This is a genomic window from Azospirillum brasilense (assembly GCF_005222205.1).
GTDB classification, from domain to species: Bacteria; Pseudomonadota; Alphaproteobacteria; order Azospirillales; family Azospirillaceae; genus Azospirillum; species Azospirillum brasilense_G.
Window position 1 is genome coordinate 127,806 of record NZ_CP032349.1, and the last position, 11,888, is coordinate 139,693.

The 11,888-nt window shown below is 65.0% G+C and carries 10 protein-coding genes and 2 pseudogenes; 6 read left to right on the top strand and 6 right to left on the bottom strand.

The window, feature by feature from the left end:
- Positions 1–2 precede the first annotated feature (2 nt).
- Complete coding sequence (locus tag D3869_RS29720; RefSeq protein ID WP_137143251.1) at positions 3–1,661, bottom strand: Hint domain-containing protein; 1,659 nt, start codon at positions 1,659–1,661, stop codon at positions 3–5.
- 386 nt (positions 1,662–2,047) lie between these two features.
- Between D3869_RS29720 and D3869_RS29725 the strand changes: the two are divergent.
- Positions 2,048–2,785, top strand: a pseudogene (locus D3869_RS29725) (IS5 family transposase).
- Between the two features lie 488 nt (positions 2,786–3,273).
- Here D3869_RS29725 and D3869_RS29730 read toward each other — a convergent pair.
- From D3869_RS29730 to D3869_RS29745, 4 genes are read right to left on the bottom strand one after another with little or no spacing between them, the layout of a single operon-like run.
- Positions 3,274–3,456 carry a hypothetical protein gene (locus D3869_RS29730; protein ID WP_137143252.1) on the bottom strand — a complete coding sequence of 61 codons (183 nt, stop codon included), beginning with the start codon at positions 3,454–3,456 and terminating at the stop codon, positions 3,274–3,276.
- Between the two features lie 41 nt (positions 3,457–3,497).
- Entirely contained in the window at positions 3,498–3,716 is a 219-nt protein-coding gene (locus tag D3869_RS29735) for a ComEA family DNA-binding protein (RefSeq protein ID WP_247896104.1), read from the bottom strand.
- Between the two features lie 17 nt (positions 3,717–3,733).
- Positions 3,734–4,279 carry a DUF2267 domain-containing protein gene (locus D3869_RS29740; RefSeq protein ID WP_137143254.1) on the bottom strand — a complete coding sequence of 182 codons (546 nt, stop codon included), beginning with the start codon at positions 4,277–4,279 and terminating at the stop codon, positions 3,734–3,736.
- 54 nt (positions 4,280–4,333) lie between these two features.
- Positions 4,334–4,798, bottom strand: a complete 465-nt coding sequence (locus D3869_RS29745) for a YbhB/YbcL family Raf kinase inhibitor-like protein (RefSeq protein ID WP_137143255.1) — start codon at positions 4,796–4,798, stop codon at positions 4,334–4,336.
- A gap of 1,058 nt (positions 4,799–5,856) precedes the next feature.
- Here D3869_RS29745 and D3869_RS33345 point away from each other — a divergent pair.
- From D3869_RS33345 to map, 5 genes are all read left to right on the top strand, one after another.
- Positions 5,857–6,645 carry a hypothetical protein gene (locus D3869_RS33345; RefSeq protein ID WP_175426672.1) on the top strand — a complete coding sequence of 263 codons (789 nt, stop codon included), beginning with the start codon at positions 5,857–5,859 and terminating at the stop codon, positions 6,643–6,645.
- Positions 6,612–7,838: a calcium-binding protein gene (locus D3869_RS29755; protein WP_175426673.1), complete on the top strand. Its 1,227-nt coding sequence runs from the start codon at positions 6,612–6,614 to the stop codon at positions 7,836–7,838. The genes D3869_RS33345 and D3869_RS29755 overlap by 34 nt, the downstream gene beginning before the upstream one ends.
- Positions 7,839–8,004: 166 nt before the next feature.
- Positions 8,005–9,081, top strand: coding sequence for an IS5 family transposase (locus D3869_RS29760; protein ID WP_137141134.1), 1,077 nt, complete (start codon positions 8,005–8,007; stop codon positions 9,079–9,081).
- A gap of 515 nt (positions 9,082–9,596) precedes the next feature.
- Positions 9,597–10,250, top strand: coding sequence for a TetR/AcrR family transcriptional regulator (locus D3869_RS29765; protein ID WP_137143258.1), 654 nt, complete (start codon positions 9,597–9,599; stop codon positions 10,248–10,250).
- Positions 10,247–11,053 (top strand): type I methionyl aminopeptidase, encoded by an 807-nt coding sequence (gene map / locus D3869_RS29770; RefSeq protein WP_137143259.1) that lies wholly within the window; start codon positions 10,247–10,249, stop codon positions 11,051–11,053. The genes D3869_RS29765 and map overlap by 4 nt, the downstream gene beginning before the upstream one ends.
- Here map and D3869_RS29775 read toward each other — a convergent pair.
- Positions 11,025–11,862: pseudogene (locus D3869_RS29775) on the bottom strand (IS701 family transposase). The gene map and the pseudogene D3869_RS29775 overlap by 29 nt on opposite strands.
- Positions 11,863–11,888 lie beyond the last annotated feature (26 nt).

Sequence of the window (11,888 nt, forward strand, 5' to 3'; positions counted from 1 at the left end):
GATCAGGCCGACGCCACCCGGTCGGCCACCCAGCTGTCGAAATCCACGTGCAGGCTTTCCGGCAGCTTGGCCCGGACGGCGCGGTCGTCTTGGGCGGCGTCCCGCAGAAGCTGGACCTGGATCTGGTAGTCGCCGACCACGATGCCGTTGGCGATCATGGTCGTCGGCCCGGCCTTCTCGGGATCGAGCCACAGGTTGAACAGGCCGCCGTTGGTCTGGGTCTCCTGGCGGGTGGCGGTTACGGTCGTCGTGCCGTGGCGGGTCAGCACCGTGTCGCCGACCGCCAGCGCCCCCGCATGGACCGTGCCGGACGGCGTCACCACCGGGTGGGTGGCCGATCCGGCGAGGGTGGCGCCGTCGGCGAACTCCAGCACGGTGATCGGCCCGCTGTGCGGCTGCGCCAGGGTCGCCTGCACCGGCCGGGTTCCGTCGCCGCTGACGACGACGTCCTCGGACGTGAAGTCCTCCACCGCCTTGGTCGTGCCGTCGGCGAGCGTGATCTGCGTGCCGGCGACCAGGCAGTGCCAGACAAAGACGATGGGCTTGATGAAGGCGACGCCGTCCTTCGGATCGGTGTCCGGAGACAGCGAGCTGACGATGCTAGACCAGCCCGATCCGTGCGTTTCATGGTCCTCGAAGGTCACGGAGACGCGGGCGCTGAAGAAAGACTGCGTGTCCGCAACCCAATTTTTGGAAGGGAATTCGATGGCGTCGCCCGCATCGTTGTAGGGCGGCCTCAGCAGGAACTTCAGCGTCCGCCCTTCGGGGTCGGTATCGTCGATCCGGAAGTGCGGCAGGTAGCGCGAAGAGTCGCCGCCGGTCAGTTCGGACATGCCACCCTCCTTGTGAGCCAGGTAGAACTCCAGGAACGGGGGGTTTCTGTCGAGCGGAGCCAGCTTGTAATCGAACTTCATGCTCCCGGACAACGGAACAAGCAAAGGATTCGTGCCAAGATCGTGCATATTTTGCCAATACCAGTAATCGACGTCGGTTTTATTCCTTGTACCTTGGTTGTTATCGTAGCCGCGCGCCAGACCGATGACGATGTCGTTCAGGTCGCCGGTCTTGCGGTCGCTGCGGATGGCGGGATCGACGACGACCGGGTCGCGCGACGCCTGGGACGCCCAGGGAGCCGCGGTCGAGGACACCTCGACCGTGCCGTCCTGGTAGGTGATCGCGAAGGAGATGATGCCGGTCGTCGTGCCCGTCGGCAGCGGCGGCAGGGCGGTTTCCGGGTCGGTCTCCACGAAGACCGTCTGGGTGGCGAAGCTGACCGCGACACCGGTGGCCAGCGAGGTCTTGGTGCCGCCGTTCTCGTTGACGACGTTCAGCCAGACGATGGCCTGGGCCACCGGCCGGATCCGGCTCAGGACGGCGCGGGCGGTGACCGCCTTGTTGCCCTGGCTGCTCGAAATATACTCGACATACTGGCCGTCGGTAACGCCGCTGCTCTCGGTCGCCCTGCTCGTCGCCGCGCCTCCGCTCCCGATGGCCTTGAACAGCCCCGGGTAGCGCGCGGGGGTCAGCCCGCTGCGTTCGGCGTTGTCCTGCAGGAACGCCGTGTGCACCGGATCGCCCGCCGGCGGGACGTTCCCGGCCTTCAGTCCCTCCAGGATGTGAACCAGCCGGTCGTTCTGGGGTTGGGTCAATGCAACGCTCATAAGTCAATCGCTCCAATCAATGATTCGTTGATTCGTGAGCAAACAAAAATCATTACTTAGGATACAAAGGTATCGCGCGAGATCAAAACCAGGGATATCGCCATGATTACCCATGTATGATTTTCGACAGCTCAGGATTTATATTTGACTATACTTAGTTTAATTTTCAACCATAGAGAGGGCGCTGATTGCAGCAGGGACGCTTGTTGCCGAACGCCCCCCGCACACATTCCGTGCATGCAGCTTTCCCGCGTACGGCTGCCGCCATAACAGTTGCGCTGAAACAGCCTCCCTGATGTCGATGTGAGTTTTTAGGGTCCGGACCCATAAAGAGCCTTTCCCGAAGGGAATCGTTGTGATTCAGAGCCCTGGAACGGGGCTTTGTGATGAACGACGGTCAGTTCTGGTTGACGGTGGAGCAGGTCGGACGGCTTGAGCCGCACCTTCCGCGCGATGCCCGAGGCAAGCCGCGCGTGGATGACCGACGTGTGATCAGCGGGATCGTCCATGTGCTGAGGTCGGGCGGACGCACCGCCGGTCTACGGCCACCGCAAGGCGCTCTACAACCGCTTCGTCCGCTGGGCGGCCAAGGGCGTGTGGGAGGACATCTTCCATGCCTTGGCGGGGCGGGTGGCCCACCGGCCCAGGTGATGATCGACTCCAGGGGGGTGCGCGCCCTTCGTTCGGCGAGCGGCGGGAAAGGGGGGAGCGCGCCCAAGCCATTGGACGGGCCCGTGGCGGACGAACCACCAAAATCCACGCCCTGAGCGATCCGCGCGGTCAGCCGCTCGCCTTCCTGTTGACCGGCGGTCAGGTGGCCGACTGCACCGCCCGACCGCCTACTCGACCGGATGCCCGCCACCGATCTCCTGCACGGCGACAAGGGATACGACAGTGCCGCTGTTCGCCGGAAGATCGAAGAGGCGGGAGCCGCGCCCAACATCCCGCCACGCGCCAACAAACGCTGGAAAAACTGCTTCTCTCCCTACCTCTACCGGAACCGCAACGTCATCGAGCGCATGTTCGGACGCCTCAAGGATTTCCGGCGCATCGCCACCCGTTACGACCGCTCCGCCACCAACTTCATGGCCGCCGTCCACATCGTGGCAACCGTCGCCTACTGAGTATGAGTCCAGACCCCAGCCTTACCGCTGATCAGGCGACGCGGACGGAGTTCGGGCGTCCAGGATCGAGCATGCGGTTGAGCACCGCAAAGCCAACGGCGACTTCGGTAGCTTGCGCCGCGTCGGAATGGAAACGCAGCGCGTCATTGCGGATACCCTTTCAGCGCGCCATTTGGCTCGCAACACCAGCCCGCTTGTTGTAACCGCTGGTCCGCCACCAAGCTGCGTCCTTTCTCCGTGATCGTCTGGATGTGATGGTCACGCTGGGTCGGCACCGTCTCGGCCGTGGCGCTGACCACCGCATCCACCCGCGGGTTTCTCGATCAGCCATTCTCCCGGCCCGCACAGCTCCAGTCCGGTGCTGTCCATCAGCAGGTGGATGGACCCGCGCCACGCTGTTCGCCCTGCTGCAGCAGGCGGGGAAATCCGCTTCGACAACCCGCGTCAGCCGTTGTTCCTCAAAGCTGTCCAGTTGAGTGGCGTGACGATCAGCTCTTGACGCTGGTGTTCGGGTTCCGCTTGTCCGCGGGCGTGATCGGCCCCTTGCGGCCCTTCGACCCGCCGTTCCATTCCTGCGCCTGGCGGATGTGATCCCCGCCGTCCCGGTCGTTCGGCCGGCTCTTGCTGCCGCTGACGGCCTTGCGACGGAGATGGTCGTCGTCTTCGGTCATGGTTGTCTCCTCTCAAAATCTGTTCAAGATCCGCCTGCGTCTCACACCTCGACCCGGTCGAGCAGGTCGCCAATGGTGACGCCCGGCAGTGTCGTGGCGAGGGCGATCTCTTCGACGGCGATCTCTTCGACGCGGCGAAAGCGGCCGTGCGTCTTGCGGTAGTCGATGATGGCGGCGGCCTGCTCTTCGCCGATGCCCGGGATCGACAGCAACTGCTCCTTGCTCGCGCGGTTGAGGTCGACTTTCAACGTCCTGTTCATGGCTCCCTCGCAACCCATCAGCGCGACACCTTCGTCGGCGGCGTCGGCGAGGACCGGTCGGCATCCTCGTCGAGGACCGTCCCACGGTCGATTTCCAACAGCGTCACCGCGGCTTCCACAATGGCGCTGCGCTCCGCGCGCGGAGGGGTCCACAGGACGCGCAGTTCCATGGGAAGCTGCCGGATGACATCGTCGATTTCGCCCGGCGAAACATGGCGGGCGAGCAGCGCGAAGACGCACCGCGTCGCCAGGTCGGGATCGATCTCCTCGTGGCCGGGAGCCCGGTCGCGCACGCCGTCCAGGAATTCCTGGACGGTCCGCACCCGCGTGGGGTTGGCCGCCGGTTTCCAGCTGTTGAAATACAGGCCGCAGACGAGCATCGGCAGCTGTGCCGCGAGCTGTGCCGCCTCATCGACCGTCAGCCGGTCGCGCAGTTCGTGGAGAACGGCCCGCAGGGACGCATAGGCGGTGTCCTTGCTCGCGGCCTGCATGTCCTCGCGGAGTTCGTTGAGCCAGATGTCGGCTTCCTGCACTGTCCGGTTGATCGCGGCTGGTCTGTCCATTCTCGTCCTCCTTATCGCCTGTCGCGTTCCCTGCGGCTTTGGCGGGCCGAAGCGCTAGTGAGCGTAGGTGCAGACGAGTTCGGCTTCGCCCAGCAGGTGTTTTCCGGCCTCCTTGAGCACCTCGTCGACCGTCGCGTTGGGCCCGAGGCCGAGCGCGTCCACGTCCAACGCCATCAGGCGGAAGCGGTAATGGTGCGCGGCGTGCCCGCGGGGGGGATTGGGGCCGTCGTAATGCGCGTGGCCATAATCGTTGATCCCATGCCCCAGGCTTTCGGTCTTGGCGCCCGCGGTGACGCCCTCGGGCAGGCGGTCGCGCTCACCGGCTACGTTGTAGACGGCCCAATGATGGAAAACGCCGCGTGGCGCATCGGGGTCGTCGACGATCAGGGCATAGCTGCGGGTGCCGGCGGGGGTATCCCTCCATTCCAGCGGCGGCGAGATGTTGTCGCCCTCCGCCGTGTACCTGGACGGGATCGTCTGCCCGTTCGGAAAGGCCGGGCTGTATAAGGCGAACGGCATGCTATCGGCTCCTAGTGTTTGTCGCCGCGCGATGCGTCTCGTTTCTTCAGCTGATCCGCAATCTCGTTGCGGTTCAGCCTGCCGGTGCTGGAACTCGGAGGAGGGCTTCACCTCGACAGAGGCACCCGACGAATCACGCAGCCATTCCCGCTTCACGCAAACACCCATTGAATGCTCCCGAACGTGCTTGGCGACTGAGATCCTCCGGCCTGCCATGGAACGGTGAGCCGGAGGTCCGCGGTCGAGTTATCCGCCGGTGGAAGGCCTTCGGCGGCGGTGTGCAGATCATGCTTCGGAGGCGGTCGTCACCCTCGACGGCGCGGCAGGGGGGTCGAGGAACGCCGAGATTGACGTCGCTGGACGAGGTCGCTGCAGAACCCGCTCTCCCGTATCCACGCCACGAAGTATCGTGCCGCATCGCCGGTCGGCCATCCGGTGTGTACCTAAGGGAGTTCCCCTACCGAGGGCCTCAGTGATGCTGCACGACAGGCGCTTCCATGAGAGCGGCCAATTACCGAGCCACCCATGCTCGATTCCTCGCACATGCCGATGCCGGTGATCCGGGGCGCCGATTGCTGGAAAATGCGCCCTTGCGGGAAACTGACGGCGTCGACGTTCCAGTGTGCGGGCCGGTGCTCTCCGCAAACACATCTTGTGGCTCGACCGGCTGCGACTGAGGGGACCGAACGGGACCCGCGACGAGTTTCACCTCGCAGCCGCCGCCCAGAACCTTCGCAAGTGGCCATCTTCGCAAAGGCGGTGTTGTTCCGACCAGGGACACCGTATCTCAGCCCGTCATTCTCCTGAGCATGTCGAGACGCACGTGACGGGCGCCTGCGGGACGGGCGCCGCATCCCTTCCCGGATCGTTGTCACCGTGGCCGGCAGGACCCGCGCGCCACGGCGGAATTTTGGCGATGCAATGGCGCGCTTCACATCGACGCCCACATCTTTGCAGACATGCTCGCGAGTCCCCGGCCAACCGGAGCACTCCATGGTGACGGGCTCGTGCCTGCCGCGGCGCCCCTTGGTCGAGACAATCCACCCGGAGGAGACACCATGTCGCACGGAGCAACGCCGCAGACCACCGAAACAGCCAACCTCCAGGGCGGCGCCTGGCAGTTCGTCGACAAATCGCCGGACGTGAGCGGCCTGATGCTGATGAACGTCCAGAAGGACAACAAGGAACAGGTCGCCTACACAGCGACATTCGACGATATGGCCCCCGTCGCGGTGAAAGTCTCCCAACTCGCCACCAACGCGCAGCACCTGTACGTCTATGCCAACCCCACCGTGATCAATGGGACGGGCAAGGAATGGACCGGCATGCAGACCAGCCTGGTCTCCAGCAACCACGTCGCCGCCGACGGCGTCCATCCGCCGTTCGCCCACTTCCATGAAAAAGAACCCGCGACGCCGAACTGGACCACCCCGACGCTCGGCCCCTTCACCGTCATCGGCGGCGGCAACAGCACCAAAGGCGTCGTCCCTGGCGGCCCGCACGGGCTGACCGGCGCGGACGAGTTGTACGCCAATGGAACGCTCGGCGCGGGCGAAACGGCACAGTTCCAGAACCTGGGCATCCACCAGTTTCCCTATTCGGTGAACCAGGGACAGGCGCAGGGCGGCGAGTTCTACATCGTCCACACGCCCAACCACCTGCCCATCCACACCAGCCTCACCTACGCCATGCCGAGCCTGCAATCGGTCACCGAGGGCGACGGGAACGACAACGGCCTCACCGGCAACGCCAACAACAACCTGCTGTTCGGTTATGGCGGCAACGACGGTCTCTTCGGGGGCTCGGCCGCGACGTGCTGGCGGGCGGCACCGGGTTCGACCTCCTGAAGGGCGAAGAGGGCGACGACTGGCTGTTCGGCGGCGCCAACGAGGACACCCTGGTGGGCGGCAAGGGCAAGGACCTGCTGGACGGCGGGGCCGGCAAGGACGTCGCCTCTTATGAGGGCGAGGAGGCGGCTGTAACCGTCAACCTGTCGGGGCCGATGACGGCCGGGTTCGTCACGGCGAAAGTGGGCGGTGTCGACGAGGACATCCTGGTCAACATCGAGGACATCTGGGGCGGGCTCGGCGACGATGCGCTCACCGGCGACGCCAAGGACAATTTCCTCAAGGGTGGCATCGGTGCCGACACCCTCAGCGGCGGCGACGGCAACGACCGCCTGCAGGGCGATCCCGGCAAGGACGTCCTGAACGGCGGCTTCGGCACGGACTACGCGGTGTTTTCGGACAATCTGTCCGCGTATGAGATCAAGACCACTGGCACCGAGACGACCGTGAGTTACAAATCCGACGCCGGGAACGTGGACGTTCTGTCCGGGGTCGAGTTCCTGTCCTTCGCCGACCAGACGATCGCGACGCCGAAAGACCCTTCTGCCAACGCTCCCTTCGTGCCCGACCCGAACCCGCCCGCCAAGGCGCCTCCGGGGTCGAACATGATCAACGGCACGGCGGGGAACGACCCCAGCCTGACCGGCACCGGCAACGCCGACGGCATCCTGGCGGGCGGCGGCAACGACACGGTTGACGGCAAGGGCGGGGACGACTTCGTATCGGGCGGTGACGGCAACGACGTGATCCAGGGCGGCACGGGATACGACCTGATCCGCGGTGGCCAGGGGCAGGACACGATCCATGGCGGCCCGGGAGCCGACATCATCTACGCGGACTCCGGGAACGACCAGGTCTGGGGCGACGGGGGGGCGGACCAGCTCTGGGGCGGGCTCGGCGCCGACACGCTGAACGGTGGTGACGACGACGACCTCATCGTCGGCGAGAAGGGTAACGACCTGCTCAACGGCGGGGCCGGGGTGGACGTGTTTGGGTTCTGGCCAGGCGACGGCAAGGACACGGTGACTGGGTTCGAGACCGGCGATAGCTTGGTCTTCAAGAATTTGACCGCCGCCGACGTCGCCGTCACCATGAGCGGCAGCAACACCGTCTTTACCTGGGCCACCGGCAGCGTAACGGTCAACGCAACGAGCGGCATGGCTGAGGGAACCGACTACTTCTTCGTCGGGTAGGGCCATCCTGTTCCACCGCTTCGGCCACCCACAGGCCGTCGCCGATCCGCTCCAGGGGAAGCCGATGTGAGCCAGCCAGCACTAACAGGGTGCGGAAAAAGGGCTGTGCACGGGCGGTTGGTCGTGATTCTTTTCGGTTGAGAAGAACGCGACCGACGAGGGGACGATGCGGGGTTCGGACGAACGCAGCGAGGGTCTGTTCAGCTACGTGAGCTGCGAGGCGCGGGTTCCAGCCAACCACCCGCTGCGAGCGATCCGGGCCATCGTGGACGAGGCGCTGGAGGTGATGTCGCCGGCGTTCGAGGGGCTGTACTCCAAGATCGGGCGCCCCTCGATCCCGCCGGAGAAGCTGCTGCGGGCGCTGCTGCTCCAGGCCTTCTACTCGGTGCGCTCGGAACGCCAGTTGATGGAGCAGCTCGATTACAACCTGCTGTTCCGCTGGTTCGTCGGCCTGTCCATGGACGCCCCGGTGTGGGACGTCACCGTGTTCACCAAGAACCGCGAGCGTCTTCTGGCCGGCGATGTGGCGGCCAAGTTCCTGGCGACCGTGCTGGGTCAGCCGAAGGTCAAGGCGCTGCTGTCGGACGAGCATTTCTCGGTGGACGGCACGCTGATCGAAGCCTGGGCGTCGGTGAAGAGCTTCCGGCCCAAAGACGGCAGCGGCGAGCCGCCGGGGCCGGGGCGCAACGGCGAGCGCGACTTCCATGGCGAGAAGCGGTCCAACGAGACGCATGCCTCGACCAGCGATCCCGAGGCGCGGCTCTACCGCAAGGGCAACGGCCAGCCGGCGAAGCTGGCCTTCATGGGCCACGCGCTGATGGAGAACCGCCACGCCCTGGTGGTGGACGTGCGGCTCACCGCGGCCAGCGGCCTGGCCGAACGTGCGGCGGCGGTGGCCATGATCGAGGCCATCCCCGGCCGCCACCGCATCACGGTCGGCGCTGACAAGGCCTACGACACCAAGGATTTCGTGGCGGACATGCGCGACTTGGGCGTGGCTCCGCATGTTGCCCGAAATACCAGCAACCGCCGCTCGGCGATCGACGGCCGGACCACCCGCCATCCCGGCTACGCCGTCAGCCTGCGGGTCCGCAAGCGGATCGAAGAGGTCTTTGGCTGGATCAAGGGAGCCGGCTTGCGCAAGACGCGCCATTGCGGAGCAGCCCGTGTCGGTTGGATGTTCACCCTAACCGCCACCGCTTACAACCTGATCCGCCTGCCCAAGCTGCTGGCTGCGGCATAATCACGCCCGCAATCCGCCTGAACGGCGGTTCTGGGAGCCTCGGAGCGAGGAAAAACGCTCCGTCCCGACCAAATCGCCCGCTGAAACCCGCATTCTCAGCCTCAGCGGAGGAAAAAGGCCGGAATATGTTCGTTTTTCCGCACCCTGCTAACGGCGGTCCGAAGAGCTCTGTTGCAAACTCTTTCTGTAGGGGGGCACTGCACAAAACTGCGCACATTGTCCGGGATATGAAGACGCGGCATGAACGTGAGCTCCGCCGCGCTCCAGCGCTGCTTTTCGCCCTTTCGCGACAGCGGCCGGATAGCCCGGCCGCTCCTTTTCGCGACACTCTGATTGGCCTGGATCAGAGTGTCCGCTTTGGCACCCTTTGACGGACACGGGCGTCACGTTTTCACTGTTGCGCTCTGCCGACAGGCGGAAGCGGATGGCCAAGTTATCGGCCTGCTACCGGAATCAGGGACGTATCATGTGGAATCAAATAGACAGGGCATTCTAAAATAAGCATTCTAATTGGCATGGTGAGAACGGCACGCTTTTTCGAGAACGACTTCATTGACGCTGCGATGGTGCTGGTTGCCGAGGGTGGCCCCGCCGCCGCGACCATGCAGGCGATCGCCCGACGGGTGGGCGCTCCGACGGGGTCGATCTATCATCGCTTCGAATCCCGCGCGGCCGTCCTCGGCACGGCTTGGAACACCGCTTACGCATCATTCGTCAGGACCCTGGCCCCTCTGCTTCGCAAGGGCTGTCCGCGCGAGGCGGCCATGGCTATCCTTCCCTGGTGCAGGGAGAACGAACATCGTGCCCGATTCCTGCTCCTGAATGAGCCGGCCGCCCTGTTCGAGGACAGTTCGCCCCCGGAACCGCTGCGGAAGATGCTGGAAGACCTGGAAGACGAGTTCGACAGTGCCTTCCATTCCTGCGTCGCGGCTTGCGGAGACGGGACGGTCGGCGATGAGCCGCTGGCACGGGCCAAGTTCCTGATCTTCGACGCGCCGATCGCCATTCTCCGCCCCCACCTTTCCAGGGGCGCTCCGCTCCCGTCCTTCGCTGAACGAATGATTGCCGACCTTCATACCGGGATGCCGATCGCCGGCATGCCCAAGGCCGTCAGGCGGTCGCCGCAGGACGCCGATATCCTCTCCCCCGTGATTCAGGACAATCAATGACCGAAGCGACCGAACACCGAAGCATAAAGCTGCACGCTCCGGAGGATTTCGCCGGGATGCGTGCCGCCGGTCGGTTGGCTGCATCGACATTGGACATGATCACCGGGCATGTCAGGGCGGGGATCACCACAGCGGAGCTTGACCGCCTCTGCCACGAGTACATCGTTGACCACAGGGCGACGCCTGCCTCGCTGGGCTACCGCGGCTATTCCCATGCGACCTGCATCTCGGTCAACCATGTCGTCTGCCACGGCATACCCGGCGACAGGAGACTGGCGGAGGGCGACATCCTCAACATCGACTTGGCGGTGATCGTCGACGGCTGGCATGGCGACAGCAGCCGCATGTATGGGGTCGGCAAGCTCGGCCTACGCGCCAAGCGCCTTATCGACGTGACGTACGAGGCGATGATGCGCGGTATCGAAGCCATTCGACCCGGTGCAACGGTGGGAGATATTGGCTTCGCTATGCAGCGCTATGTGCAGGCGGAGCGCTTCACCGTCGTTCGTGACTTCTGTGGCCACGGCTTAGGCCGCATTTACCACGATGCACCGGACGTGCTGAATTACGGCCGGCCAGGGGAAGGACCGAAACTGCAGCCGGGGATGTTTCTGACCGTTGAACCAATGGTGAACGCTGGCCGGCCGGATGTGAAAATCCTCAGCGACGGGTGGACGGCTGTGAGCCGGGACCGAAGCCTTTCCGCACAGTTCGAGCACAGCGTCGGCGTCACGGAAACGGGCTGTGAAATCTTCACGCTCTCACCGAAGCAGTTCACCAAGCCGCCCTACTTGCCGTGTTGAGCCGCCGGCGCATGGCGGCGAGAAAGGCGAGCGCCAGCATCGAGAGGGTGATGTGCCGGTACCAGCCGTGCCAGCTGCGGACCTCGTAATCGGCCAATCCGCAATCCTGCTTGGCGATCTCGAAGCATTCCTCGATCGCGCACCGCCGGCCAGCCACCCGCGCCAGATCCGTCAAGGTGGTTTCCATTGGCCCGAAGGTGACGTAGTAAGCCTTGTCGGCGTGGTCCTTGCGGTTGCGGCGGATCAACAGCCAGTGATCCCATGGCGGTTCCTGAAGCCGGAACAGGCGCAACCGGGCCCAGTCGTAATAGCGCTGCCCCTTGGCGCCGACGCCGGCGCTCAGTCGCTTCCAGCCATCCTCGGGCACGAGGTCGGCCAAGGCCGAGGCCTTGAGGTGGAGGAACTCGCGCTCAGCGGTCAGGACGTTGAGCACCTCGTTGCCGCGCACCGCCAGCACGTAGGCAACGGCACGCCGCATCCAGGGCCTGCGCGATTATCGCCCGCGCCATCGCCGGCTTGGTGGCGAACGCCACGTCGGCCGGGATGCGGCCCTCGCGCCGATGCGCGTCATCCAGCCAGTCCTCGGGCAGATAGAGGCGGCGGTCGATCAGTGCGTTGATACGCCCGGCGGTGCCGGAGTATTGCCGGGACACGCCGACGGAATGCTCGCCCTTCTTGAGAAAGCCGGTCTCATCGACGATGAGCACACCATCGCGGCCGAGCTGCTCGACGACGTAGGCGCGGCACACGTCGCGGAGGTATTTGCGGGCCTGCCGACGCGGCTCGGCACGCGCGAATTCATTGGAAATGCGGCCGAACAGCTCATCGAGCCGGG